Here is a 25,854-nt window from a genome sequence, read left to right on the forward strand (position 1 = left end):
CATAATTAATTAAGTATTATTTTAAGATGTTTTTTGGAACTCTAGTGATGGTAATTTTGTATTTAATACTTCAATACACTCTTGCATGGATAAGGTACTTTAATAATTTAGATACTAGACTTGGAGACTCAACTTGGAGATGGAGTTATGATTACCAAGTAGTCGGCAAAAGAGATATTTCTGATTTAGATGATAAATCTTTTATTAGGTTAAGAAGAAAAAAAAATAAAATAATTACATTTATGTATTCAATAGTAATGATTATGTTTATTGCTTCTATGTCTTTACTTAGTAAATTTATGTTATTTTTTATTAACTAGCTTTTAAGTTGATGTTTATTTTTTAGATATAAAAAAAAAGCAATAATTTCATATCCATATTTAAATAAAGTAAAAATTATTGGAAGTTTAAAAAATTTATACAAAAATTTATATTTTGGAATTTTTTTCCACACAAAAAGAAAAGCTTCTGCACCTTCAATTATTTTTTCACCTTCTTTAACATGTAATCTTCTTAAAAGATCTTTATCATTTTTACGTGTTTCTTTTTCTGCAGTTAAATTATTAGTAATATCAACCCAATCAATTTCTTTAATATTTTCTTTCTTGTATAAATTAATTTCTGCCCTACAAATTTTACAAGAATTATTGAAGTAAACTTTCATAATTTATTTAAGTAACTATAAAGATTATTTTGTACATGCGTAAAATCATCCATTGAAAATAATATTTAAATAACTATGTATTTACCATGAGTAATTTTCTAGACAAATCAGATTTAAACAGAAAAGATGTAGATAATATTGTCTCTGATACACTTAAGAATTGTGATGATGGCGAATTGTATTTAGAAGACACAAAATCAGAGTCAATTTTATTGGACGATAATAAAATTAAAAGTTCAAATTATAGTTCTGATTTAGGTTTTGGATTTAGGGCTATTTCAAATGAGGTGGTTGCGTACTCTCATTCCAATGAAATTTCAAAAGAGTCATTAAGAAATTCTTCACAAAATCTTAAATCAACTCTTAAGTCAAGCAAAGGAACTTATAATCATGAGATCCCAAAAACTAACAATAAATTTTATGAAGATATTAACCCAATAGAACAAAAATCACTGGACTCAAAACTTGAGGTTTTAAATAAAGTTAATGATTATTTACGTAAAAAAGACTCTTCAGTTAAACAGGTTACAGCAAGTTTTAGTGGAGAACAAAAATCAATTGAAATTATACGTTCAGGTGGTGAAGCTTTAACAGATGTTAGACCGTTAATAAGATTTAATGTTTCTGTGATGCTTGAAAAAAATGGAAGAAAAGAAACTGGCGTTTATGGTATTGGCGGAAGACAATCTTATGATGAATATTTAAAAAATGATAATTGGAAAAATGTTTGTGAAGAAGCATTAAGAATTGCTTCAGTAAATTTGGATAGCAAACCAGCACCAGCAGGTGAAATGAAAGTAGTGTTAGGCCCTGGATGGCCAGCAATTTTAATTCATGAAGCCATAGGTCATGGCTTGGAAGGAGACTTTAATCGAAAAAAAACCTCAGCTTTTCATAATTTAATGGGTCAAAAGGTTGCAAGTGAGGGTGTTACTATTGTTGATGATGGAACTATTGGAAAAAGAAGAGGAAGTTTAACAATTGATGATGAAGGAACACCTACTGAAAAAACAGTATTAATTGAAAACGGAATTTTAAAAAATTTCATGCAAGATAGATTAAATGCAAGATTGATGAATACTAAATCTACTGGAAGTGGAAGAAGAGAAAATTATAAACATATCGTTCTACCAAGAATGAGAAATACCATGATGATGAGTGGTCAACATACTCAAGATGAGATGATCAAATCAGTTGATAGGGGAATTTTTGCAGTAAGTTTTGGTGGAGGTCAGGTAGATATTACTTCTGGCAAATTTGTTTTTAATTGCACTGAGGCATACGAGATTAATAATGGTAAAATTGGTTCACCAATTAAAGGTGCAACTTTGATCGGAGATGGTCCATCAATTTTAAAAGAAGTATCAATGGTTGGAAATGATATGATGATGGATCCTGGTATTGGAACCTGTGGAAAAGCTGGCCAAGGTGTTCCAGTAGGAGTAGCGCAGCCATCAATTTTAATAGATAAAATGACTGTCGGCGGAACCAAACTCTAGATAATGATTAAAGATCAAGAATATTTGAAGTCTAAAGCATCGTATTGCCTAGATTTAGCAAAAAAATTAGGCGCAACTGATGCAAGTGTAACTGTTGGAAATTCCATATCAGAGACTGTGAATTTTAGAAATAAGGCTTTAGATGAGTCTAATAGATCTGACAGTCTAGCTATAAGCATCCAAACATTTGTAGGTAAAAAAAAATCTTCAATATCTTCATCAAATTTATTAGATGAAAATTTAAAAACTTTGATTGAAAAATGTATTGAAACAACAAAAATTACACCTGAAGATAAATTTAATTCCTTACCCGATCAAGATTTGCTAGCAAAAGAAATACAAGAATTAGATTTATACGATGAAACACATTTAGATAATGATAAGAAAATAGATTATTTAAGAGAATTAGAAGACACAGCATCAAAAGATGAAAAAATTATAAATACAGAGTCTAGTTTTTCAGAAAATAGAGGAAATTTTATTTTAGCAAATAGTGATGGTTTTTGTAATGGTTATAAATCTTCGTCATTTACCGCATCGTGTGTGACAGTCGCTAAAGATGAAAAAAGCATGGAAAGAGATTATGAATTTACAAGCAGATGTCATTTAAACGATATTATAAAGCCAAAAAATTTAGGAAATATTGCTGCTGAACAAACGATAAAAAAACTTAGTCCAAAAAAAATTGGAAGTGATAAAATAAGTTTAATATTTGATAAGAGAATTGCAAAAGGGTTGCTGAGTTCTTTTGCAAGTGCGATATCCTCATCAGCTATTGCAAGAGGCACTTCTTTTTTAAAAGATAAAATTGACCAACAAATCTTCTCTGACACAATTAATATATTTGATAAACCAGACTTAGTTAAAGGATTGGGCTCACAATATTTTGACTCAGAGGGCGTTAAATCAGAAACTCTAAAGTTAGTAGAAAATGGATTTCTTAGAGAATATCTTGTGGATACTTATAATGGCAAAAAACTAGAATTAAAATCAAATGGCAGAAGTGGTGGTAGTACTAATCTTTATTTAGAAAATGGCAAAATGAGTTTTGAAGAATTATTAAAAATTAATTCTAAAAATTTATATATTACAGAAACAATCGGTCATGGAACAAATTTAGTAACTGGCGACTATTCTATAGGCGCTACAGGTTTCTTAATTGAAAATGGAGAATTTAAATATCCTGTAAATGAAATAACAATAGCTGGAAATTTTAATGACATGTTTAAAAACATAACATTAGCGAATGATTTAGAGTTTAAATATTCAGTTAACTCACCTACTATAATGATTGAAGGCATGACTGTTGCTGGAAAATGAGTAATTTTTGTGTAATTGGCTCAGGGATTTCAGGAGCAACAATTGCAAATCTTTTAAACAAAAAACATTCAGTCGATCTTTTTGATAAAGCTAGAGGTCCTGGTGGTAGAGCATCTTTTAAAAGGCTTGATAAAACAAAAGGATTTGATCATGGGACTCAATATATCTCACCTAAAACTTTAGCATTTAAAAAATTCTTAGAAAAATTAATCAAAAAAAAGGTTTTAAAAAACTGGAGTGGTAAACATTTATTTTTAAATAAAAGTAAAAAAGAGATTAAAAATCATAAAAAAATAATTGGTCGCAAAGGTAATAATGATATCAGTAAATATCTTTTAAAAAATATCAGATGCAATTATTTCCATGAGCTTAAAAAAATTGATTATAAACAAAAAAAATGGTTTTTAACTTTTTCCAATGGAGAGAAAAGAATTTACAATAAGCTCATTTTAACTTGTCCATTTGAACAATTATATAAATTATCTAAAAAATTTATAAAAAGTCCATTTATCAAATCAAGAGTTAAAATGGATGCAAATATAACTGTGATGATTGTAATCAAAAAAACAAAAAGTAAAATCAGCAGTTACTTCTTTGATGATCAAATTTTAGGTTGGGCTGGTAAAGAAAATAGTAAAAAAAGATTTAAAAGTAATTTTGATTTATGGACTTTGCAAAGTACATACACTTGGGCAAACAAAAAAATTAATAAAAACAAAGAAAACAAAGATCTAAATTCACAAGTTTTAATTAATCATTTCTTTAAACTTACCGGTTTAAAAAAAACAAAAATATTACATTCACTTAATCATGGATGGAAATACTCTTCAAATTCAAGTCCGTTAAAAATGAAGAGTTTTTGGGATCCTTCAATAAATTTAGGTGTTTGTGCAGATTGGTTTGTAGGACCTAGACTAGAGGCAGGTTGGTTAAGTGCTAATGATCTTTATAAAAAAATCATTAAATAATTTTACTCAAAATTTTTAACTCTATATTCCCAATCACCCATTCTAGAATATGTAACTTTCATAATTAAAGCATGTTTTTTATCAAACCAGATATCAAAGTTTAATCTTTTATTTTTTGGAATAGACATATCTTTGGATGTTAATTTGAAATGCTCAACATCATAAGATTTTCCGTAAAGATCTAGTTTTTCTTTACCTATAAATGTGACTACTTGCTCTTTAATACTTCCAGATATGGGGCTTATTTGACTGATAGATTGAAGTATTTTATGGTTCCACCAATTTCCCACTATATTATCTGTTGATGCTTTCCCTGAGTATGATGATCCCTTTATTTCAAATTCATTAGTATCTTTATTTAATTTGAGATTAACAAATTTTTCTTTCTTATTTTGACGGGTTTTTGAGTTAAATGAAATTAGTTTATCTTTTAAATATTTTTCTTCTCCATAACCTTCTATTTCAAATAAAGTTGCACCTAATAATTTTACAGTAAACTTTATTTGATTTGAAACTATTGTTTCATTTTTATTTTTTTTAAAAAAATAATAATTATATCCAATAACTTCTCCATCTTTTAAAATTTCCATTTCAATCTTATTATACTTATTATAGTGACCCATATGAGCTGTACTATTGAAAGAGTATAAAAAGAAAAATATTAATAATAAAAATTGTTTCATCAAAATATTAGTTTAATAGACTTTGATAATAAAAGAAGTATTTTATTAAAATGTTTTTACAAATTAAAAATATACCAAAGGTTTCATGGAGTTCTGAAAAACCACTAAATTTAAAACCAAAAATTTCAACATTCTTTTTTCTCTGTTTTGGTTTGACCTTATTTGGTTTAGGTGAAGGTTTATTAATTGTCTCAGCATCTGGAGCATCACCTTGGAGTGTATTTGCTCAAGGTTTATACTTAAACATAGGTTTCTCCATTGGCCTTATGACTATTTTAATAAGCATTATGGTTTTGTTGCTTTGGTTTCCCTTAAAACAAAAACCTGGAATTGGTACTATTTTAAATGCTTTAATAATAGGATTAATGATTGATGTTTGCATTAGATATGTTCCAACACCAGAAAATTTTATTTCACAAATATTACTTGGAGCTTTTGCAGTGCTAACTGTAGGTATAGGAGGTGGAATTTATCTAGTCGCTAATTTAGGAGCAGGACCAAGAGATGGTTTAATGATAGGTCTTCAAAAAAAAACTAACTTTCCAATTGCCTCAGTAAGAGCAGCTCTTGAAATAACGGTTATGTCAATTGGTTGGTACTTAGGAGGCACAGTTGGAGTTGGAACTTTATTATTTGCTTTTGGAATAGGTCCCTGTGTTGCTTTAGGTTTATATTTAGTGAATAAAATTTATAATTAGGCTGCAGCGCCAGTTTTTTCACTTTTTTTTCTTTCATGAGGATCTAAAATCGCTTTTCTTAATCGACACGAGTCTGGCGTTATTTCTAATGCTTCGTCAATATTCAGCATACTCAATTGTTCTGCTATAGACATTTTTCTAACTGGGGTTAACACAACATTTTCATCTGTTCCTTGCGTTCTCATGTTGGTTAATTTTTTACCTTTCATAACATTGATTATCATATCACCAGGTTTTGGAGATAGACCGACTATCATACCAGGATAAACAGGATCATTGTGAGTCACAAACATCTCCCCTCTAGCCTGTAAATTAAAAATAGCAAAAGCAACTGCTTTACCTTTTTCCATTGATATTAAAGCACCGTTTCTTCTTCCTTCCATATCTCCTTCAAAAGGACCATAATTATGGAATATTCTATTAATTACACCATTTCCTTTTGTGAGAGTTAAAAATCTACTTGTGTATCCCATTAATCCTCTAGTTGGTGCGTGAAATATTAATCTTTTCTTATTTTTACCAGTATCTTTTAGATCTATAAGTTTACCTTTTCTTCTATTCATTGAATCTATAACTTTTGAAGAATGTTCTTCGTCTAAATCCATTGTTATTTCTTCAATTGGTTCAAGTTTATTTCCATTATCGTCAGTTTTATATAATACCTTAGGAGGACTTACGGTCATTTCAAATCCTTCTCTTCTCATTTGAGTGAGCAAGATTTCCAACATAAGTTCACCACGTCCACTAACAACAAAAGAGTCATTACCATTATTTTCTGAGAAAGAAATACCCACGTTGTTTTGAGCTTCCTGTAACAATCTATCTCTTATTTGAGTACTAGTTAATTTCTTACCTTCAGTTCCTGCTAGAGGGGAAGTATTTACTGTTATTGTAATTGACATTGTTGGTGGGTCTATAGGTGTTGCGGGTATTGGTTCAACTACTTCAGGATCACAAATTGTGTCAGCGACATTTGCTTTTTCCAATCCAGCCACAACCACAATATCTCCAGCTTCACCAACTTCAATTGGAACTTTTTTAGTTCCTTCATACCTAAAAATTTTAGTCAATTTTCCTTCATCAACTTTTTTACCATTTAAATTAATTGCTTTAATTGATTGATTTGCTTTAGCAGTTCCTTGAGTGATTCTACCAACTAAGCTTCTTCCTAAAAAACTATCTGCATAAAGAAGCGTTGATAGCATTGCAAATGGTTTAGTTCTATCAAGTTGAGCTGGCTTAACATGTTCTACAATTAAATCTAAAAGGGGATTTAAATTTGTTCTTGGACCATCGACCTCAGTATCAGCCCATCCAGATCTACCACTTGCATATAATACAGGAAAATCTAATTGTTCTTCATTTGCATCTAGGCTTACAAATAAATCAAAAGTTTCATCTAAAACTTCATTGGCTCTTTGATCTGTTTTATCTAGCTTGTTAATTACTACAATTGGTTTTAAACCTTGTTTTAACGCCTTAGATAGTACAAATTTTGTTTGAGGCATTACACCTTCAGCTGAATCTATAAGCAATAAGGCACCATCAGCCATACTTAATACCCTTTCAACTTCCGCAGCAAAATCTCTGTGTCCAGGCGTATCTATGATATTAACCCTAGAGTTTTTCCAATTTATAGAAGCGGGTTTTGCCAAAATTGTGATTCCTCTTTCTTTTTCAAGCTCTCCTGAGTCCATTAATCTTTCGTCAACAACCTCATTTTCTCTAAATGATCCACTTTGTTTCATTAAATTATCAATAAGAGTAGTCTTGCCATGGTCAACATGGGCAATGATGGTGATGTTTCTGATATTGTTGCTCATAAATTCTGGCTCTTATACATTAATTCTTTGATTTGAAAACTTAAAAAAAGTCAGTATTTACTTAACAAATTGGCTTTAATTAAAAATTCATTGCTTGTGATTGTTTTAAAAACATATAGATATCCAATTAAAGTTAGACATAACAGAGAATCAATATCCTGACCCTTTAATCAATAAATGGAAAATTTTAAATTATTAAAAATTGAAGAATCATTGAAAAATTCATTAAATAAAATGAACTTTACGAAACCTACACCTATTCAGGGTATGGCGATACCAGCTGCGTTGGAGGGTAAAGATATACTTGGAACAGCACAAACAGGTACAGGAAAAACACTAGCCTTCAGTATTCCATTAATTAACAAATTAATTTTAGATAAAAATGCATTTGCATTAGTAATGTGTCCAACAAGAGAGTTGGCTACTCAAGTGATGGAGGCAATTAAAAGTATTATTAGTGATAAGATAAATATTAAAACAGCCTTACTTATCGGTGGCGAATCCATGCAAAAACAACTTAGACAGTTAGGAAATAGATCAAGAATAATAGTTGGTACTCCTGGAAGAATTAATGACCATTTAAAAAGAAAAAGCCTTAATTTATCAGCAACAAAATATTTAGTTTTAGATGAGACTGATAGAATGTTGGATATGGGCTTTACTCCACAAATCGAAATGGTTTTAAAATTTGTACCAAAAGATCATCAAACATTACTTTTTTCCGCAACTTTACCTCAAAATATTTTAAGAATTTCTGAGAGATATTTACATAAACCTGAAAGAATTTCTACTGGAGCAACTTCAGTTCCAATTGCTAAAATTAAACAAGAAACACTCCAAGTCTTTAAAGAGAATAAATATGATGAATTGATTGATCAATTTTTAGCAAGGAAAGGATCAATTTTAGTTTTTGTCAAAACTAAGAGAAGTGCGGATAAAATGGTAAAACGTCTAAAGGAAGAAGGTCATTCTGCAGATGGAATACATGGTGATTTACGTCAAAGTAAAAGAGATCGTGTTATAAATTCTTTTAGAAAAGGTTTAAAAAGAATTTTAATTGCAACAGATGTAGCTGCTAGAGGTCTTGATATTCCTTTAATTCAACATGTAATTAATTATGATCTTCCACAAGTTCCAGAAGATTATGTTCACAGAATTGGAAGAACAGCTAGAGCAGGATCTGAAGGATCTGCCTTAACTTTTTTAACACCTGATGATAGATCAATGTGGAATTCTATAAATAAGTTAATTGATCCAAATTTTAAAGCAGTACCTAGTGGCTTAAGAAGAGATTCAAAAAACAAAAGAAGAGGTAAGGGTCCAAATAACAAAAAAAGAAAAGCCAGAGAGGAAAAAAGATCTTTTGGAAAAGGAAGACAAGATCGATCTTCGAGTTTTAGAAACAAGCCAAAATCCTATGACAAAAGTAGATCAGGCAAGCCACCAAGAGATGGAGAGAAAAAAAGTTTTGGCTTTAAAGGAAAATCAAGTTTTAGAGATAAACCAAAATCTTATAGTAAGGACAGATCACAAAGACCATCAAGAGATGGAGAGAAAAAAAGTTTTGGCTTTAAAGCAAAATCAAGTTTTACAAAAAAAAATAATTCCAAACCATCTGGCTTTACAAATAATCCGAAATATTTTGGAAGAAAACCCTCAGAAAATACATCTTCAGACTCTGAGAAAAAAAGCTTCGGTTTTAAGGGAAAGAAAAAATTTAAAAGTAGAAATAGCCGACCTAAAAGCTTTAGCTTTAAAAAACATAGTAAAAAAAGAGTTAAATCTTAAGATTTTTTAGTCTTTTCTTTTTTTTGTTTTCTCTTTTCCTTAAGACTTAATTTTGGTTTTTTACTTACACTAGAGTCTTTGAATGATTTTCCACTATATCTTTTTGACATTTTATAATTATAGCATTCAATCAAAAAAAAAGGCCATCTAAAAAGATGGCCTTTAAAATTCTTTTCAGAAAAGAGTGGGATTACATTCCCATTCCACCCATTCCACCCATACCGCCCATTCCACCAGGCATACCACCAGGCATTCCGCCTGCAGCATCTTTTTCTTCTGGTTTGTCAGCGATCATAGCTTCTGTAGTTACTAGTAGTCCAGAAATAGAAGCAGCATCTTGTAGAGCAGTTCTCACAACCTTAACTGGGTCAATGATTCCTTTAGCAAACATATCGCAATACTCTTCACTTTGAGCATCATAACCGTATGAAGTTTTCTTTTGCTCTAACAATTTACCAACTACCACTGAACCGTCTACTCCAGCATTTTTAGTAATTTGTCTGATAGGAGCTTCAAGTGCTTTTCTTACAAGTTCTACACCTGCTTTTTGATCTTCACCTTTAACTTTAAGTTTTTCAAGATCTTGAGCAGCATACAACAATGCACATCCACCACCTGTTACAATACCTTCTTCAACAGCGGCTCTTGTTGCATTTAAAGCATCTTCAACTCTATCTTTTCTTTCTTTAACTTCAACTTCAGTTGCACCACCAACTTTGATAACTGCAACACCACCTGCTAATTTAGCAAGTCTCTCTTGAAGTTTTTCTCTATCGTAGTCAGAAGTAGTTTCTTCAACTTGTTTTTTAATTGAATCACATCTTGCTGCGATATCTGATTTTTTACCACTACCGCTAACAATTGTACTGTTATCTTTATCAACTTTAATCTTTTTACAAGATCCAAGGTCTTCAAGTTTAACATTTTCAAGTTTAATTCCAAGATCTTGTGAAATTACTTGGCCACCAGTTAGTATAGCGATATCTTCAAGCATAGCTTTTCTTCTATCACCAAATCCAGGAGCTTTAACAGCAACAACTTTTAAACCACCTCTTAGCTTGTTTACAACTAAAGTAGCTAATGCTTCTCCTTCAACATCTTCGGAGATAATCATTAAAGGTCTACCTGATTGCACAACAGCTTCTAATAATGGAACCATTGGTTGTAAGTTAGTTAATTTACTTTCATGTAATAAGATATAAGGATTATCTAACTCAGTTGTCATTTTATCACTGTTAGTAATAAAGTATGGAGATAAATAACCTCTATCAAACTGCATACCTTCAACAACATCAAGTTCAGTATCAATTCCTTTTGCCTCTTCAACAGTAATTACACCCTCGTTACCAACTTTTTGCATAGCTTTTGCAATCATTGTACCAATTTCTTTATCACCGTTTGCAGAAATTGTTCCTACTTGGGCAATCTCATCACTATCTTTTACTTTTTTTGCTGAAGAAATTAAATTTTCTTTAACATTTTCAACAGCAGCATCAATTCCTCTTTTTACATCCATTGGATTCATGCCTGCTGTTACATACTTAACACCTTCTTTAACAATAGCTTGAGCTAAAATAGTTGCAGTAGTCGTACCATCACCAGCTTCTTCATTAGTTTTGCTAGCAACCTCTTTCACCATTTGAGCACCCATGTTTTCAAATTTATCTTCAAGGTCTATTTCTTTAGCAACAGAAACACCATCCTTAGTAATTCTAGGCGCACCGTAAGATTTATCCATTACGACATTTCTTCCTTTTGGACCTAAAGTAACTTTAACGGTATCAGCTAAAATATTGACACCTCTCATCATTGATGCTCTTGCTTCTGCATCAAATTTAATTATTTTTGCCATTTTACTTTCTCCTTTAAATTAAATTATTTACCTGAAATACCCATAATGTCAGACTCTTTCATTATGCTGTATTCTTTACCATCAATTTTGACTTCAGTTCCTGACCATTTGCCAAATAAAACTTTGTCACCAACTTTAACATCCATTGGAATTAATTTGCCATCTTCTGTTTTAGCCCCACCACCTACAGCAACTACTTTACCTTCTTGTGGTTTTTCTTGTGCTGTATCTGGGATAATGATTCCACCAGCAGTTTTTTCACTGCTGTCTAAAACTTCGATTAATACTCTGTCATGTAACGGTTTAAACTTCATAAATTCTCCTTATTAAATATGAGCTTCATATAGATACTGACCAAGCTATTTCAAGATAATTTGAAAAATAAGTTACTAAAAATCCTAGGAAATTAAGGATTTTATGGTTTATACCTTAAAATATGACAAAAAATTTAGATAATGAGGGTTTACAGTCAATTGCTGAGAATTATGACCTATTCTATATTGATCTTTGGGGGGTGGTGCATAATGGAATTAAACTTCATGAAAAAGCAATCTTTGTTTTAAAAGAGTTATCAAAATTGAACAAAAAATTTATTCTATTAACAAACGCACCAAGACCCAACGAAGCTGTAAAAATTTTTTTAGAAAAAATGGGGATGGACAACGAATTAAGAGATCATGTTTTTACATCAGGCGAAGCATCTCTTAATTATTTAAAAAAATTTCACAATCATGATACGTTTTTTCATATTGGACCACCAAGAGATTTTGATTTGTTTAAAGATTTTAAAAACAATCAATCAATAAATCTAAATGATAGTCAATATTTGTTATGCTCAGGGTTGTTTGATGAATATGATGAGGATTTAAAATATTATAAAGATTTATTAGAAAAACATATCAATAAAAAGATGGTTTGCACTAATCCAGATCTAATAGTTGATAGAGGAAATGAAAGAGAATTATGTGCAGGATCTGTTGCAATGGTATTTGAAAAAATGGGTGGAGAAGTTGTGTATTTTGGCAAACCTTATGCTGAGGTTTATAATCAATCTATAGATAATAAAAATAAAAAAATTCTATCAATTGGAGATAATTTGAACACAGACATAAAAGGTGCAAATCTTTTAAATTATGATTCATTGTTAATATCTAATGGTGTTCATAGAAATGAGATAATGAATCAAGGTATAGAACAAATAGCAAAGGAATATGAGACGGTTGTTAACTATATTCAGTCAGATTTGAAATGGTAAAGCTATATAAAAATTTTAATATTAATAAAAATCATAAACAATCAATAATTTTAATTGGTAATTTTGATGGCGTACATTTAGGACATCAAAAATTATTTAAATTAGCTCAATCATATAAAAAAAAATATAATTTAAAAATTGGTGTAATCAATTTTGATCCAATGCCAAAAATGTTTTTTAATAGGTCTCTAACAAATTTTAGATTATCGAGCATTGATCAAAAATTAGTTTTATTAAATAATCAAGGTGTTGATTTTATAATCACAAAACAATTTGACAAAATTTTTTCTAAAACAAAATCAATCAATTTTGTAAAAAATATTTTATCGCAAAAATTAAATGCAAGATTTATATTTGTGAGTAATAATTTTAGATTTGGAAATAAAAGAGAAGGGGATGTAAATCTTTTAATTCAAAATGAGAAAAGATTTAATTTTAAAGTTGTTAAACCAAAGCCTCTTTTGTTAAAAAAAAAGATAGTTTCATCATCTTTAATAAGAAGTTATTTAGAAAGAGGTTTTTTAAAAGAGGCTAATAAGCTTTTAAACAGGAATTGGTCTATTGAAGGAATCGTTCAAAAAGGAAGACAAATTGGAAAAAAGATTGGTTTTCCGACATGCAACATAGATATTGGGGATTATGTTTTAGCTAAACCCGGAGTATATGCAGTAAAAGTTTTGAGAAAAAATAATACTAAATATATAAAAGGAATAGCAAATTTAGGTTATAGACCTACATTTAATCAAAAAAAAATATTATTAGAGGTCCATTTATTTAATTTTTCTGGCAATCTATATAATAAGTATTTATCAGTTGAATTTTTAAAATTTATTAGAAAAGAGAAGAAATTTAAAAATGTCAATCAGTTAAAAAATCAAATCAAAAATGATTTAAGCATTGCAAAAAAAACAAAATGAGCAAATCACAAATAAATCTTCCTAAAACTGCTTTTTCCATGAAGGCAAATCTACCAGTTAGAGAACCTGAAATTTTAGAATATTGGAATAAGATTAATCTATATGATGAATTAAGAAACTCTAGCAAAGGAAAAGAAAAATTTGTTCTTCACGATGGCCCTCCTTATGCAAATGGTAATATTCATATGGGTACGGCTTTAAATAAAATTTTGAAAGATATAATAGTAAAATTTCATCAAATGGATGGCAAGGACTCTATATATGTCCCAGGGTGGGATTGTCATGGTTTACCAATTGAATGGAAAATAGAGGAACAATATAAAAAAAATAAAAAAAATAAGAATGAAGTACCAATCGTTGAATTTAGAAAAGAATGCAGATCATTTGCAGAAAAATGGATTGAAGTTCATAAAAGTCAATTTAAACGATTAGGTGTTATTGGCGACTGGGAAAATTATTACTCTACAATGAGTTTTGATGCTGAGGCACAAATTGTAAGAGAATTAGGAAAATTTCTTAAAGAAGGAAGTTTATATAGAGGGTTCAAACCGGTTTTATGGTCAACAGTTGAAAAGACTGCACTTGCAGATGCGGAAGTAGAGTATCAAGATCATAAATCTGATACTATTTATACATCTTTTCCAGTTAAATCCTCTAATATAAAAGAGCTCGAAGGAAGTGAAGTTGTTATTTGGACAACAACTCCTTGGACAATACCAGCAAACAAAGCTTTAGCTTATAACCAGTCTCTTGATTATGTATTAATTCAATTGAATGATGAGGGTGATTTTCAAAATCGAAAAATAGTTATAGCTGAAGCTTTATTAGAGTCAGTTATAAAAGACTGCTCAATAGAAAATTATCAAGAGATTAAAAAGTTTAAAGGTAAAGATTTGAAAGATACAATCTGCAAACATCCTTTCTTTAATCTAGGTTATGAATATGATATACCAATGTTGGAAGCAAGATTTGTAACAACAGAACAAGGAACAGGTATTGTTCATTGTGCACCAAGTCATGGACCAGATGATTTTAATTTGTGTTTAAATAATGGAATTAAAGCTATTGAAACAGTTGATGGTGATGGAAAATATACTAGCAATGTACAATTATTTGAAGGTAACCACATTTTTAAAGCGAACCCAATTGTTATTGAAAAACTTAAAGAACAAAAAAAATTATTATCAAATGGTGAACTAATTCATTCTTATCCTCATTCTTGGAGATCTAAAGCACCACTAGTTCATAGAGCAACACCTCAGTGGTTTATCTCAATGGAAAGTCATAAGTTGAGAGAAATAGCACTTAAAGCTCTTGATGAAACAACTTTTTATCCTAGCAAGGGAAAAGAAAGATTAAGATCAATGATCGAAACCAGACCAGACTGGTGTGTTTCTAGACAAAGAGTTTGGGGCGTTCCTCTTCCAATTTTTGTAAATAAAAAAACAAAAGAAATTCTGGTAGACGATGAAGTAAATGAAACGATAGCAAATATATACGAAATAGAAGGTTCAGATTGTTGGTTTTCTGATGATCCGCAAAGATTTTTAGGTAAAAAATATAAGTCAGAGGATTACGAAAAGTTAAGTGATATTGTTGAAGTGTGGTTCGATAGTGGTTCCACTCATTCATTTGTTCTGGAAAAAAGAGAAGATTTAAAATGGCCAGCATCAATGTATCTAGAAGGCTCAGATCAACATAGAGGATGGTTTCATTCATCACTACTCGAATCGTGTGGGACAAGAGGAAGAGCCCCATTTGAGTCAATTTTATCTCATGGTTTTGTTGTTGATGGAAAAGGTTTAAAAATGTCAAAATCGCTTGGGAATGTGATTGCTCCAGAAGATATTTTAAAAAAATATGGAGCTGATATTTTAAGAATTTGGGTGGCATCTTCTAACTACGCTGAAGATTTAAGAATTGATCACTCTATTTTAGATCAGCACGCTGAGTCTTATAGAAAAATCAGAAATACATTTAGATACTTACTAGGTAATCTAAATGATAATTTTGAAAAAATTGATCTACAAAAAATAAATTTATCTGAATTACCAGAACTTGAGAAATTCATGCTTCATAAAATCTATGTGTTAAACTCAAATTTTAAAAACTACTTTAAAAATTATGATTTTCATAATTTATATAAAGAGTTGTTAAATTTTTGTACTGTGGATTTATCAGCCTTTTATTTTGATATTAGAAAAGATACTTTGTACTGTGATCCAATAGACTCAAAAAAAAGACAATCAACAATTATTTTGTTAAACGTGATTTTAAATTCATTATTAAGATGGTTTGCTCCAATTCTCTCTTTTACAACAGAAGAGATCTATAAATTAATTTACAACAATAATAATAGCATTCATTTAGAATCTTTTTTAAATTATCCAGAAAAATTTAAGAATGACCAGCTTAATCAAAAATGGATAGATCTTATTAAGATAAGAAATATATGTAATATTAGTATTGAAGAAAAAAGAGCATCTAAAGAAATTGGATCAAGTTTAGAGGCTAAACTAAAAATTAATTTGGATAAAAAATTATCTAAGATTACTGAAAATATTGATTTTTCAGAACTATGTATTACATCAAGTTCTGAGGTAATTTTTAATAAAAATATTGAAATAAGTGCTGAAACAACCAAAGCAAAAGGAACCAAATGTCCAGTATGTTGGAAAATTACTGAGGAAGCTTGTTCAAGAAAAACTTGCCCAAAACATTTTGAATGATTGTTAAAAATCTAACAAAAAATTTCTACATAAATCTATCCATTATATTTTTAATTTTTATAATTGATAGAATTTCAAAAATTTATGTAATTAACTTTAATGTTAAAAATTCATCTACAGAATTATATACATCAAAGTTTCTAAACATAAATTTGATATGGAACGAAGGAATTGCTTTTGGGCTTTTCTCTTTTAGTCAAAACAACTTATATAATTTATTAACTGCAATTATTTTAATAATAATTTTAGTTATTTTAAAAATGATCATTGATAGCAAAGGAGTTAAAAAGTACGGATTATTAATGATTTTTGGTGGCGCATTGGGAAATTTATTTGACCGTTTATTTTATAAAGCAGTCCCAGATTTTATTGATTTTCACGTGGAAGAATTTCATTGGTTCGTCTTTAATGTAGCCGATATATTCATTACTATAGGTGTAATTATTATGATATTATTTGAGTTAATTTTAAATAATCAAAAAAATGATTAACAAACTTAAAAAATTTATTTTGTTAAATTTTGTACTACTGCTAGCATCTTGCAGCTCAATGCAAAGCGCTTTTGAGAATCAAAAAAAAAATAATACAGATGAGTTTTTAGTTGAAAAAAAATCACCATTAGTGATGCCTCCAGATTTTGATGAGCTACCAATTCCAAAAGAAATAGAAAATAAGAAAAATATTAATGAGAATGAATTTAAAACATTGATAACTCAAGACAATCAAGAAATAAAATCTAATGAAAAAGATATTAATAAAAATTTTGAAGAATTGCTATTAGATAAAATTAAGAAAAATTAATGATATCACCAAGAATATCTTTTAAAAATTTTAAATCAAAAAAAGTAAAATCTTCATTAGTCAGAAAAAAACTCACTACTTTAATTAAAGAAAAAAATGAAATTTTAAAATCTTTATCAAAAGATTATAAAAATAATTTTAATCATAAAAACCTAAAAAAATTTAAAAAGTCCTTAGATTTCAGAGTGATAGGAATGGGAGGATCTTCACTTGGAGCAAAAGCAATCTATGATTTTTTGAGACATAAAATAAAAAAAAATTTTTTTTTTATTGATAATTTAAAGGTAAACAATCTAGAACAAAAAAAGAAAAATCATAATAACATAATTATTTCTAAATCTGGCAATACAATTGAAACTATTGTTAATGTAAATTTATTAATAAAAAAAAAAGATCAAAATATTTTGATTACTGAAAATAAAAAGAATTATTTAAATCTTTTAGCAAAGAAATTAAAAGCTGATATTATTCACCACAACGATTATATAGGTGGTAGATACTCGGTTTTGTCTGAAGTTGGTATGTTGCCAGCTGAACTAATGGGTTTAAATATAAACAATTTTAAACAACTTAACTTTTTGATCAAAAATAAATCTTTTTTTAATAATTTAATTTCGAATGTAAGCTCAACATTATATTTTATTCAGAATAAAAAATTTAACTCGATAATACTTAATTACGATGAAAAATCAGACAGTCTATTTAAATGGTATCAGCAATTAATTGCTGAAAGTTTAGGTAAGAAAAAAAGTGGAATATTACCTGTAATTTCTAGTATGCCTAAAGATAATCATAGTGTAACACAACTTTATTTGGATGGTTTTCGAAATAATTTTTTTACTTTTTTTTATGTTCATGAAGATCGATCTGAAAAATTAAATAATGAGCAAATTTTATCTTCTAAAAATTATTTAAAAAATAAAAGCATAGGTGATATAATTTTCTCCCAAAAAAAAGCTACAGAGAATGTTTTTAATAGACAAAACATACCTTTTAGAAGCTTTGAGATAAAAAAAAGGGATGAAAAAACTTTAGGAGAATTATTTTGTTTTTTTATTTTAGAGACAATTTTAATTGCAAAATCTCTTAATATAAATCCGTATGATCAACCTGCTGTAGAATTAATAAAACAAGAAACAAAAAAAATTTTAATTTAACTTTGTTAAAAAAGTAATCTTAGAAATACCATATTTCTTTTGTTCAGCAATTTGGAATACTTTTGGAATTATTTCTTGTTCATTTTTATGTCTATGAATTATTACTATCCCATTTTCATCCAAAATTTTTTGATTATTAATCTCTATTAATAATTTATCTAAATTTTTAACTTTGTAAGGAGGATCCAAAAAAATAATGTCAAACTTACTTTCAAGTTTTGAAAATACATGATCTTGATATATATCATATTCTAAAATTGAAAATTTTTCATTTAGATTTAGATTTTCCAAATTTTTTTTTAATATAGGCAAAACACCATTATAATTTTCTACAAAGATTACTTTTTTTACATTTCTAGATAAACATTCAATACCAAAAGAGCCGACACCAGAAAATAAATCTAAAATAAATGAGTTTTCCAAGTTTATTTTAAATTTTTTTGAATGAATTATAATATTAAATATCGATTCTTTTGTTAAATCTTTTAAAGGTCTTGTTTTAATGTCTTTTGGCTCTAAAATTTTTTTACCTTTAAAGGACCCTGAAATAATTCTCATTTATCAATTACTCTATAGCCAATATCTTTTCTATAAAACCCACCTTGCCAATTTAATTTGTCCAAATTAAATAATATCTTATTTTTTGCTTCGCTAAAGTTCTCAGAAGTAACCACAAAATTTAAAACTCTACCCCCAACAGCATATAATTTTTTATTTTTTTTTAATGTGCCAGCATGAAATATATATTCATCTTCAGTTAACTTAAGATTTTCTAAATTTTCTATTTCTTCATTTTTTTTAAATCCATCAGGATAACCTTTGGAGCATATTACAACACATAAACTTTTCTTTTTTGACCAATTGAGTTCAATTTTATCAAGTGTTTCATCACAACAAGCTAAAAAAATATCTACTAAATCAGTTTCAAGTTTAGGAAGAATTGTTTGACACTCTGGATCCCCCATACGTACATTATATTCAATTAAATATGGCTCATCTTTAACAATCATAAGGCCTGCATACAAAAAACCCTTATAATTTGTGTTCATTTTAGATAAGCCTAATAGAGTCGGTTGAATAATTTTATTTAAAATTTTTTCTTCTAACTCTTTTGTAATTAATCTTGATGGAGAATATGCCCCCATGCCTCCTGTATTTTTTCCTTTATCCCCTTCAAGTACTCTTTTGTGGTCTTGTGCGGTTTCAAAATTTTTTATAGTTTTTCCGTCACTAACTATAAAATAACTCATTTCTTCACCTTCAAGGAATTCCTCAATTAGGATGTTTTTAGCTACTCCAAATTTTCCATTGAATATCTCTTCAATTGCAACATTAGACTCATTTTCATTATTGCAAATATAAACACCTTTACCTGAGGCTAAATTATCAGCTTTAATTACGTTGGGATATTTAGAGTTTTCTAAAAATTTTTTTGCATCTAATTTGTTTTCAAGTACAGCAAATTTTGCTGTTGGAATATTATAGTCCTCACAAAGTTTCTTTGTAAAAATTTTTGACCCTTCAAGTTGAGAGGCAATTTTATTAGGACCAAAGACTTTAATATTAAATTTTTCTAAATAATCAACTATACCATTTACCAATGGTTGTTCTGGCCCTATCACTACTAAGTCAATTTTGTTTTCATCTAGAAACTTATGTATAGCTTCAAAGTTATTAATATCTAAATCTATATTGATGGCAATTTCCAAAGTTCCTGCATTTCCTGGAATGCAGTAAATATTTTCTTTTTTTGAAGATTTAGAAATTGATGCAGCTATCGCATGTTCTCTGCCTCCACTTCCTAAAATTGCAATTTTCATAATAATATTTATATATCTTATAAATGATAAATAAATTAGCTAAATTAAAATTTCTACCAAATAATTTTGAAATCGTTGAAAATGGTGATCATGTAATTTGTGCAATATCAAAAAAAAAAATACCCTTAGAAAATTTAAATTACTGGAGCGTTGAAAAGCAGGAAGCTTACTATTCATATGTAGAGGCGGCAATTGAACGTGAAAAAAAATAAAGATTTAATCTTTCCATCTATTGTGCGTCCAAATCCACTGATCTATGTTTTTCAAAATCATTCTTTCCAATAAATCATTAAGAAATTTAGTTATTTCTATAATTGATTTTTTATTATTAATTTTAATTGGTTTTGAAATAAACATTTTAAAATAATTATTTCTTATTCTTTCAATATAAACTGGGACAAGCTCACAATTATATTTTTTAATAAGTTGAGCTGGAATCGTAGTAGTGGTTGCTAAATGATTAAAAAAATTTACTTTTTCACCTTCTCTAACTCTCTGATCAATCATTATTGCAATTGATTTTCCATTTTTTACATTTTTAATTATTTCTCTACTGCCAGCTCTACCTTTTTTTATTTGATTTTTACAAATATTTTCGGTTCTAATTCTTTCCATTGTTCTATTCAAAAAAACATTATTAAGTGGTCTATAAATAGTAGCTAATTCAATTCCTGCTTTTTCAATTTGCATAGCCATAAGTTCAAAATTGTTAAAATGACCTGAAACAAAAATAGCTTTTTTTTTAAATTTTTTTAAATAATTTAAATGCTCAATACCTTCAATTGAAATGTATTTTCTAAGTTTATCATTTCTAAAATTTTGTAGGTGAATATATTCTGCAAAAATTCTTCCATAATTTCCCAAAACATTAGATGCTATTTTTTTGAGATTTTCTTGCTTTTGAATATTTGCTTTTTCTAAATTATTAATAATTGATTTTTTAGATTTAAATAAAGGACCGAAAATTATACCAATTTTAAATCCTAAATTTGATGAAAATTTATAACCAATTAACTTAAAAATAAAAAATAAAATCTTGATTAAAATATATTCAATAAAGTAGACTATTTTTCTCATAACTTAGATATTAAGAGTTTTTTAAATTTATTAATATCTTTAATTTTTAAAGTAGTTTTTAAAAATTTAATATTTTTTCTTTGTGATTTATCTAGCCGAAAAAAATCTTTTTCAGTAGTGACTAAAGAAAGATTCTTTTTTTTAGCTTTTAACTTTAATTGATTAAGTATTTTATTAGGTATTTTATAGTGATCTGCGTAAATTATTTTTTCTTTTATCAAAAATTTATTCTTAATAAGAGTTTTTTCAAATTCATGAGGGTTACCAATCCCACAAAACATTAGATATTTTTTTTTTAAATCAAAAGTTTTTAAATTTGAAGGTTTATATTTGCCTTCAAAAATTTGAAGATTTTTATTTATAGATTTTAGTTTTAAATTAAGATCTTTATTTTTTTTCTCCCCATTAATAAAAGCAATATCATAATTTTTTATCTGATTAATACTTTCTCTTAATGGCCCTGCTGGTAGTAAATATTCATTTCCAAATCCCTCATCAGCATTAAAACAAATAATTTTCACACTATAATCAATATTTTTTTGTTGTAATCCATCATCAAGAATTGCCAGTTCAAATTTATTTTTTGATGCTAAATGTAATGATTCCTCTCTACTATTTTTAAAAATTACCTCACCTTTTGATTTTAATAAATTTATTTCATCTAAATGATCAGGATAATTTTTTTTTATAAATACAGTCTTAAATTTTTTTTTTAATAAATTTTGAATTTCAATAGCTAAAGATGTTTTTCCTGTACCACCTAAGTATGTGTTACCCACACATATTGTTTTAATTAAAAATTTTTTCTTTGAATTCAATTCTTTTAACTCATTAATTATTAAAGTAATTAGTGAGAGTGGGAAAAGAATTATAGAGATTAAATTTTTAGAATTCCAAAATAAAGGTTTTACAAACTTCATATTATATACTTGTTAATATAAAGCAGATTTTTGTCTAGAATTTGCTGACCAATTTTAATTATTTTTTTAATATTTTGGTTATTTTTTTTATGGTTCAACTTTTTTAAAATAATTTTTTCCATCTTTAAACTACTTGAGGTAGTTAACGACATTTTGCGCTTCATTAAAAATGAGTATATTTCCTTAAAATTATTCACATTTGGACCATTAATTATAAAATTACCAAATCTGGCTGGCTCTAAAGGGTTCTGACCTCCATGAGCAATCAGGGAGCCGCCTACAAAAGTTATATTGGTGAGATTATAAAATTTAGACGAAACTCCATAACTATCTACTAGAAATATATCAGTATCATCTTTTATCTTAAGATTTGAGGAGTTGGTTATAGTTTTTAAACCAAGTTTATTCATGTCATCAATTATCTGAGACACTCTATTTATATGTCTTGGTATAATAATAGTAATAAGTTGTTTATAATTTTTTTTAAGATTTTTATGTAGTTTTCCTAAAAAAATTTCTTCATTTTTATGTGTACTAGCTGCACACCAGATCTTTGAGTTATTAAATTTATTTTTCAAATGTTTGTCATTTATCCCCTCTACATTTTTTTCTCCATAATATTTAAGGTTGCCCGCAACCCTAATATTTTTAACCTGAAGTTGTTTTAGATATTTTAAAGTTTCTAGATTTGAAGGTAGAGCTAAAGTAATTTTATCAAATACTTCTTTAGCAAAACCAGGAAAAATTTGCCACCTATCAAGAGTTTTTTTAACTATTCTTGCATTTAAAATAATAATTGGAATTTTTTTTATCTTTAAATTTTTATACATGTTTGGCCATATTTCAGAATCTACAAAGATTGCTGTTTCTGGTTGCCAATAATTTATAAATCTTTTTGTTAAAAAATTATTATCTAAAGGAAAATAAACATGAAAAGTTTTTTTAAATCTTAATTTTTTAAATATTTTTGCAGAACTAGTTGTTGTCGTTGTAACAATAATACTTTTAATTTTTTTATTTTTTTCCAATTTTTTAATTATTGGAACCACACTCATAAGTTCACCAATACTTGCAGCATGTATCCAAACTTTATTTTTAGTTCTTTTTCGAGAATAAATACAAATTTTCTCTTTAAACCTTTGGGGATCCTCTTTTCCTTTTAATATTCTATAAATAAAAATAAGAGGCGAGATTATTACAGCCAAATTAGTTAGTATGGCGTACAAAAAATACATCAATTTTGTTTTAATTGTCTTTGATAAAAATTTTTATAAATTTTAGAATTATTCAATAGATCATCGTGCTTTCCAGAGTCAACAATTTTACCATTATCAACAACATAAATATTATCCGAGTTAAGTATTGTTGAAAGTCTATGGGCAATAACTATTGTTGTTTTATTTGTGGTTAGTTTATCTAATGCTTTTTGAATTTTTTCTTCTGTTTCAGAATCCAATGATGAGGTAGCCTCATCTAACAATATTATTCTACTATTTTTTAAAAAAGCTCTTGCTATTGATAATCTTTGTTTTTCTCCTCCAGAAAGTTTTACTCCATTTTCACCAATCATAGTTTCATAGCCATTTTCTAAATTATTTATAAAATCATCACTCATAGATAATTTTGCAGCTGCTATAATATCTTCTTTATCAGCATTTGGTCTTGCATATTTTATATTATTAAAAACAGTATCATCAAATAATGTTGTATTTTGATCTACTATTGAAATTTGATTTCTAAGAGACACTAAATTCACTTTAGATATATCCTGATTGTCAAAATATATATTTCCACTAGTTGGTAAATAAATTCTAGGTATCATATTTAATAATGTTGATTTTCCAGATCCACTATGACCAACCAAAGCAGTCATTTTTCCACCAGTGAATTTAAGAGACATATCTTGTAGAACTTTGTTCTCAGGATTAGACTTATAAGCAAAATTAATTTTATCTAAAATAATATTACCTTCTGTAATATTAATTTTTTCACCTTCTTCATTTATAGAAATTTCATTTTGATTATCTATTATTGGGAGAATTCTTTCAGCTGCTGCCAAACCCTGTCCAATACCAACATTAACTTTTGTAAGTGTTTTGACAGGTTGATATGCCAACATCATAGCTGCTAAAAAAGAAAAAAAATTATTTATTCCCAATTCATCATTAATTATCAATTTACCAGAATAAAATATGAGTATAGCAATCATTATACCTGTTAATATTTCCATAACTGGAGCAGATCTAATGTATACAGCATGTATTTTTGCAGATTTTTCTTTGAGGTCGTTCACAAATTTTTCAGATCTTTTTTCCTCAAAATTTTCTCTTTGAAAAATTTTTATAATTTTATGATTTTTAAACAAATCGATTAGATATCTGTTTAAATCTCCTGATTTCTCTTGAGCTTGAGTGGTGACTTTACCCATTCTTTTAGCAAGAATTTTTGCAGTAATTGATGCAAGAGGTATCATAAAAATTGCTATTAAAGATAATTTCCAATTTTGAAAAAACATTACAATAAGCAGACCTATTAAAGTTAGGCTATCTTTAAAAAGACTTAAAAGCGCATCAGCTAATAATATTGTTATCTGATTTACGTCAAAATTTAAATTTGAAATATATTTTCCTGAATGCTTGTTTTCAATAATTTCTGTATCAGCTTTAATAAAGGATCTTAACATATCAGTCTGCATCATTTTTTTAACTTCTTCAGATACATTGATCATTAATAATTTCGCAAAATAAAGGGACGTACCTTTTGCACTAAACGCAATTATGATTGCTATCGGAATTAATATAATTAAGGTTTGATCTTTATTAAGAAATATCTTCTCTATTGCAGGATCTAAAAGCCATGCTGTAGCTGAAGTACTTGCGGCTACTATTATTGAAAAAAAACCAGCTAGTAAAATTTTATCAATAAATTTACTAGTGTAGTTTTTAAAAAGTCTTTTTAAAATTTTAATTTTTGACATAGTTTTATAATAATTTTCCAATAAGAATGTTTATAAATATTATCATTCCTAAAAAATTATTACTTTTAAATTTATTTAGGCAATCAGAGGGTGAATTAGTATTTAATCTTTTTATTTGAAATATCAACAAATGAAGAATTGGAAAAATCATAAATATAAAATAATAGTATTTAAAACTCATTAATACTCCAATCAAAAATAGCGATATGATAAATATACAATATGAAATAAATAGAAATTTTTTTGGATCATTTTTAAATTTTATTGAAGTTGACTTTACACCTATTATTTCATCATCTTTAATATCTTGAAATCCATAAATTGTGTCGTAGCCTAGTGTCCAAAATATGGCTCCTAAATAGAAAATGATTGGAATAATTGAAATTTCATTAGCTATTGAGATCCAAGCAAGCACTAAACCATAGTTAAAGGTAATTCCAAGAAATAATTGAGGCCAATAGGTAATTCTCTTCATCAATGGATACGTAAACGCTAGTGGCATTGAAATTAAAGCCATCAATATTGTAAGTTTGTTAAAATTTATTAGTACTAAAAAAGCAATTCCACATAAAATTAAAGCGTATATAGAAGCAAGTTTTACTGAAACTTTTCCAGAAGCAATTGGTCTTTTTTTAGTTCTCTCAACTTTTTTATCAAAATTTTTATCAGCAATATCATTTACAATACATCCTGCAGATCGCATTAAAATAGAACCTGATAAGAAAAGTATAGAATAAAAAAAGTAATTGAATAAATTTGATTGAAAATTATAAACTAACGTTAATCCCCAAAGACAAGGCCAAAACAAAAGCATAAAACCAATAGGCCTTTTCAACCTTGTTAGTTCTATAAATAGGTTTATTTGGTTCATAATTTACTTGTAAATAACAAAGGCTAGATTCATAA

At 27.8% G+C, this 25,854-nt stretch carries 25 protein-coding genes; 13 read left to right on the top strand and 12 right to left on the bottom strand.

The annotated features are described in order from the left end of the window. Positions 1-26 precede the first annotated feature (26 nt). Positions 27-320, top strand: a complete 294-nt coding sequence (locus PB7211_RS02040) for a hypothetical protein (protein WP_008544074.1) — start codon at positions 27-29, stop codon at positions 318-320. Here PB7211_RS02040 and PB7211_RS02045 read toward each other — a convergent pair. Then, the gene (locus PB7211_RS02045; RefSeq protein WP_008544676.1) at positions 317-664 is read right to left on the bottom strand and encodes a thiol-disulfide oxidoreductase DCC family protein; all 348 of its coding nucleotides are present in this window, start codon (positions 662-664) and stop codon (positions 317-319) included. The genes PB7211_RS02040 and PB7211_RS02045 overlap by 4 nt on opposite strands. Positions 665-750: 86 nt before the next feature. Here PB7211_RS02045 and tldD point away from each other — a divergent pair, with 86 nt between their 5' ends. Genes tldD through PB7211_RS02060 form a run of 3 tightly spaced genes read left to right on the top strand, consistent with a single transcriptional unit; the run spans position 751 to position 4,451 of the window. Beyond that, a complete protein-coding gene (gene tldD / locus PB7211_RS02050; RefSeq protein ID WP_008544581.1) occupies positions 751-2,163 on the top strand; it encodes a metalloprotease TldD in 1,413 nt (470 codons plus the stop codon). 3 nt (positions 2,164-2,166) lie between these two features. Continuing rightward, complete coding sequence (locus PB7211_RS02055) at positions 2,167-3,483, top strand: TldD/PmbA family protein (RefSeq protein ID WP_008546114.1); 1,317 nt, start codon at positions 2,167-2,169, stop codon at positions 3,481-3,483. Next, complete coding sequence (locus PB7211_RS02060; protein ID WP_008544984.1) at positions 3,480-4,451, top strand: NAD(P)-binding protein; 972 nt, start codon at positions 3,480-3,482, stop codon at positions 4,449-4,451. The genes PB7211_RS02055 and PB7211_RS02060 overlap by 4 nt, the downstream gene beginning before the upstream one ends. A gap of 2 nt (positions 4,452-4,453) precedes the next feature. Here the strand turns inward: PB7211_RS02060 and PB7211_RS02065 are convergent, their stop codons facing one another. Continuing rightward, positions 4,454-5,134: a DUF6134 family protein gene (locus tag PB7211_RS02065; RefSeq protein WP_008544178.1), complete on the bottom strand. Its 681-nt coding sequence runs from the start codon at positions 5,132-5,134 to the stop codon at positions 4,454-4,456. Between the two features lie 50 nt (positions 5,135-5,184). Here PB7211_RS02065 and yczE point away from each other — a divergent pair, with 50 nt between their 5' ends. Then, positions 5,185-5,832 carry a membrane protein YczE gene (gene yczE, locus PB7211_RS02070; protein WP_008545701.1) on the top strand — a complete coding sequence of 216 codons (648 nt, stop codon included), beginning with the start codon at positions 5,185-5,187 and terminating at the stop codon, positions 5,830-5,832. On the opposite strand, the gene typA is transcribed toward yczE, so the two are convergent. Continuing rightward, complete coding sequence (gene typA / locus PB7211_RS02075) at positions 5,829-7,655, bottom strand: translational GTPase TypA (protein ID WP_008545321.1); 1,827 nt, start codon at positions 7,653-7,655, stop codon at positions 5,829-5,831. The two genes, yczE and typA, sit on opposite strands and share 4 nt — an antisense overlap. A 177-nt stretch (positions 7,656-7,832) precedes the next feature. On the opposite strand from typA, the gene PB7211_RS02080 reads away from it, so the two are divergent. Beyond that, the gene (locus PB7211_RS02080; RefSeq protein WP_008545264.1) at positions 7,833-9,443 is read left to right on the top strand and encodes a DEAD/DEAH box helicase; all 1,611 of its coding nucleotides are present in this window, start codon (positions 7,833-7,835) and stop codon (positions 9,441-9,443) included. 190 nt (positions 9,444-9,633) lie between these two features. Here the strand turns inward: PB7211_RS02080 and groL are convergent, their stop codons facing one another. Further along, on the bottom strand, positions 9,634-11,295 hold the full coding sequence (gene groL, locus PB7211_RS02085; RefSeq protein ID WP_008545738.1) for a chaperonin GroEL: 1,662 nt from the start codon (positions 11,293-11,295) through the stop codon (positions 9,634-9,636). Positions 11,296-11,318: 23 nt separating this feature from the next. Further along, positions 11,319-11,609: a co-chaperone GroES gene (groES, locus tag PB7211_RS02090; protein WP_008546060.1), complete on the bottom strand. Its 291-nt coding sequence runs from the start codon at positions 11,607-11,609 to the stop codon at positions 11,319-11,321. 122 nt (positions 11,610-11,731) lie between these two features. On the opposite strand from groES, the gene PB7211_RS02095 reads away from it, so the two are divergent. From PB7211_RS02095 to PB7211_RS02120, 6 genes are read left to right on the top strand one after another with little or no spacing between them, the layout of a single operon-like run. Then, positions 11,732-12,550 (top strand): TIGR01459 family HAD-type hydrolase, encoded by an 819-nt coding sequence (locus tag PB7211_RS02095; RefSeq protein ID WP_008544466.1) that lies wholly within the window; start codon positions 11,732-11,734, stop codon positions 12,548-12,550. After that, complete coding sequence (locus PB7211_RS02100) at positions 12,544-13,467, top strand: bifunctional riboflavin kinase/FAD synthetase (RefSeq protein WP_008545871.1); 924 nt, start codon at positions 12,544-12,546, stop codon at positions 13,465-13,467. The genes PB7211_RS02095 and PB7211_RS02100 overlap by 7 nt, the downstream gene beginning before the upstream one ends. After that, a complete protein-coding gene (gene ileS, locus PB7211_RS02105) occupies positions 13,464-16,196 on the top strand; it encodes an isoleucine--tRNA ligase (protein WP_034398832.1) in 2,733 nt (910 codons plus the stop codon). The genes PB7211_RS02100 and ileS overlap by 4 nt, the downstream gene beginning before the upstream one ends. After that, positions 16,193-16,687, top strand: a complete 495-nt coding sequence (gene lspA / locus PB7211_RS02110) for a signal peptidase II (RefSeq protein WP_008545509.1) — start codon at positions 16,193-16,195, stop codon at positions 16,685-16,687. The genes ileS and lspA overlap by 4 nt, the downstream gene beginning before the upstream one ends. A gap of 58 nt (positions 16,688-16,745) precedes the next feature. Further along, a complete protein-coding gene (locus PB7211_RS02115) occupies positions 16,746-16,997 on the top strand; it encodes a DUF3035 domain-containing protein (protein WP_008544742.1) in 252 nt (83 codons plus the stop codon). After that, on the top strand, positions 16,997-18,154 hold the full coding sequence (locus PB7211_RS02120) for a glucose-6-phosphate isomerase (protein ID WP_008544253.1): 1,158 nt from the start codon (positions 16,997-16,999) through the stop codon (positions 18,152-18,154). The genes PB7211_RS02115 and PB7211_RS02120 overlap by 1 nt, the downstream gene beginning before the upstream one ends. On the opposite strand, the gene rsmD is transcribed toward PB7211_RS02120, so the two are convergent. Next, entirely contained in the window at positions 18,146-18,712 is a 567-nt protein-coding gene (gene rsmD / locus PB7211_RS02125; protein WP_034398835.1) for a 16S rRNA (guanine(966)-N(2))-methyltransferase RsmD, read from the bottom strand. The two genes, PB7211_RS02120 and rsmD, sit on opposite strands and share 9 nt — an antisense overlap. Next, positions 18,709-19,974, bottom strand: coding sequence for a phosphoribosylamine--glycine ligase (purD, locus tag PB7211_RS02130; RefSeq protein ID WP_008545188.1), 1,266 nt, complete (start codon positions 19,972-19,974; stop codon positions 18,709-18,711). Before purD ends, rsmD begins: the two co-directional genes overlap by 4 nt. A 23-nt stretch (positions 19,975-19,997) precedes the next feature. Here purD and PB7211_RS02135 point away from each other — a divergent pair, with 23 nt between their 5' ends. Beyond that, complete coding sequence (locus PB7211_RS02135; protein WP_008545352.1) at positions 19,998-20,186, top strand: DUF2093 domain-containing protein; 189 nt, start codon at positions 19,998-20,000, stop codon at positions 20,184-20,186. A gap of 4 nt (positions 20,187-20,190) precedes the next feature. Here PB7211_RS02135 and PB7211_RS02140 read toward each other — a convergent pair whose 3' ends face one another. The 5 genes from PB7211_RS02140 to ubiA are packed head-to-tail and all read right to left on the bottom strand — an operon-like array spanning position 20,191 to position 25,819. After that, positions 20,191-21,051: a lysophospholipid acyltransferase family protein gene (locus PB7211_RS02140; RefSeq protein ID WP_008546146.1), complete on the bottom strand. Its 861-nt coding sequence runs from the start codon at positions 21,049-21,051 to the stop codon at positions 20,191-20,193. Next, a complete protein-coding gene (gene lpxK / locus PB7211_RS02145; RefSeq protein WP_008545957.1) occupies positions 21,048-21,971 on the bottom strand; it encodes a tetraacyldisaccharide 4'-kinase in 924 nt (307 codons plus the stop codon). The genes PB7211_RS02140 and lpxK overlap by 4 nt, the downstream gene beginning before the upstream one ends. Continuing rightward, on the bottom strand, positions 21,968-23,176 hold the full coding sequence (locus PB7211_RS02150) for a 3-deoxy-D-manno-octulosonic acid transferase (RefSeq protein WP_232208818.1): 1,209 nt from the start codon (positions 23,174-23,176) through the stop codon (positions 21,968-21,970). Before PB7211_RS02150 ends, lpxK begins: the two co-directional genes overlap by 4 nt. Positions 23,177-23,205: 29 nt before the next feature. Further along, positions 23,206-24,948: an ABC transporter ATP-binding protein gene (locus tag PB7211_RS02155; protein ID WP_008545047.1), complete on the bottom strand. Its 1,743-nt coding sequence runs from the start codon at positions 24,946-24,948 to the stop codon at positions 23,206-23,208. Between the two features lie 4 nt (positions 24,949-24,952). Next, complete coding sequence (gene ubiA, locus PB7211_RS02160; protein ID WP_034398838.1) at positions 24,953-25,819, bottom strand: 4-hydroxybenzoate octaprenyltransferase; 867 nt, start codon at positions 25,817-25,819, stop codon at positions 24,953-24,955. Between the last annotated feature and the right edge of the window lie 35 nt (positions 25,820-25,854).

This window comes from Candidatus Pelagibacter sp. HTCC7211 (assembly GCF_000155895.1).
Taxonomy (GTDB): domain Bacteria; phylum Pseudomonadota; class Alphaproteobacteria; order Pelagibacterales; family Pelagibacteraceae; genus Pelagibacter.

Coding starts and splice junctions, on each gene's coding strand:
- PB7211_RS02040 (WP_008544074.1), top strand. CDS start 27: ATGTTTTTTGGAACTCTAGTGATGGTAATTTTGTATTTAATACTTCAA.
- PB7211_RS02045 (WP_008544676.1), bottom strand. CDS start 664: ATGAAAGTTTACTTCAATAATTCTTGTAAAATTTGTAGGGCAGAAATT.
- tldD (WP_008544581.1), top strand. CDS start 751: ATGAGTAATTTTCTAGACAAATCAGATTTAAACAGAAAAGATGTAGAT.
- PB7211_RS02055 (WP_008546114.1), top strand. CDS start 2,167: ATGATTAAAGATCAAGAATATTTGAAGTCTAAAGCATCGTATTGCCTA.
- PB7211_RS02060 (WP_008544984.1), top strand. CDS start 3,480: ATGAGTAATTTTTGTGTAATTGGCTCAGGGATTTCAGGAGCAACAATT.
- PB7211_RS02065 (WP_008544178.1), bottom strand. CDS start 5,134: ATGAAACAATTTTTATTATTAATATTTTTCTTTTTATACTCTTTCAAT.
- yczE (WP_008545701.1), top strand. CDS start 5,185: ATGTTTTTACAAATTAAAAATATACCAAAGGTTTCATGGAGTTCTGAA.
- typA (WP_008545321.1), bottom strand. CDS start 7,655: ATGAGCAACAATATCAGAAACATCACCATCATTGCCCATGTTGACCAT.
- PB7211_RS02080 (WP_008545264.1), top strand. CDS start 7,833: ATGGAAAATTTTAAATTATTAAAAATTGAAGAATCATTGAAAAATTCA.
- groL (WP_008545738.1), bottom strand. CDS start 11,295: ATGGCAAAAATAATTAAATTTGATGCAGAAGCAAGAGCATCAATGATG.
- groES (WP_008546060.1), bottom strand. CDS start 11,609: ATGAAGTTTAAACCGTTACATGACAGAGTATTAATCGAAGTTTTAGAC.
- PB7211_RS02095 (WP_008544466.1), top strand. CDS start 11,732: ATGACAAAAAATTTAGATAATGAGGGTTTACAGTCAATTGCTGAGAAT.
- PB7211_RS02100 (WP_008545871.1), top strand. CDS start 12,544: ATGGTAAAGCTATATAAAAATTTTAATATTAATAAAAATCATAAACAA.
- ileS (WP_034398832.1), top strand. CDS start 13,464: ATGAGCAAATCACAAATAAATCTTCCTAAAACTGCTTTTTCCATGAAG.
- lspA (WP_008545509.1), top strand. CDS start 16,193: ATGATTGTTAAAAATCTAACAAAAAATTTCTACATAAATCTATCCATT.
- PB7211_RS02115 (WP_008544742.1), top strand. CDS start 16,746: ATGCAAAGCGCTTTTGAGAATCAAAAAAAAAATAATACAGATGAGTTT.
- PB7211_RS02120 (WP_008544253.1), top strand. CDS start 16,997: ATGATATCACCAAGAATATCTTTTAAAAATTTTAAATCAAAAAAAGTA.
- rsmD (WP_034398835.1), bottom strand. CDS start 18,712: ATGAGAATTATTTCAGGGTCCTTTAAAGGTAAAAAAATTTTAGAGCCA.
- purD (WP_008545188.1), bottom strand. CDS start 19,974: ATGAAAATTGCAATTTTAGGAAGTGGAGGCAGAGAACATGCGATAGCT.
- PB7211_RS02135 (WP_008545352.1), top strand. CDS start 19,998: ATGATAAATAAATTAGCTAAATTAAAATTTCTACCAAATAATTTTGAA.
- PB7211_RS02140 (WP_008546146.1), bottom strand. CDS start 21,051: ATGAGAAAAATAGTCTACTTTATTGAATATATTTTAATCAAGATTTTA.
- lpxK (WP_008545957.1), bottom strand. CDS start 21,971: ATGAAGTTTGTAAAACCTTTATTTTGGAATTCTAAAAATTTAATCTCT.
- PB7211_RS02155 (WP_008545047.1), bottom strand. CDS start 24,948: ATGTCAAAAATTAAAATTTTAAAAAGACTTTTTAAAAACTACACTAGT.
- ubiA (WP_034398838.1), bottom strand. CDS start 25,819: ATGAACCAAATAAACCTATTTATAGAACTAACAAGGTTGAAAAGGCCT.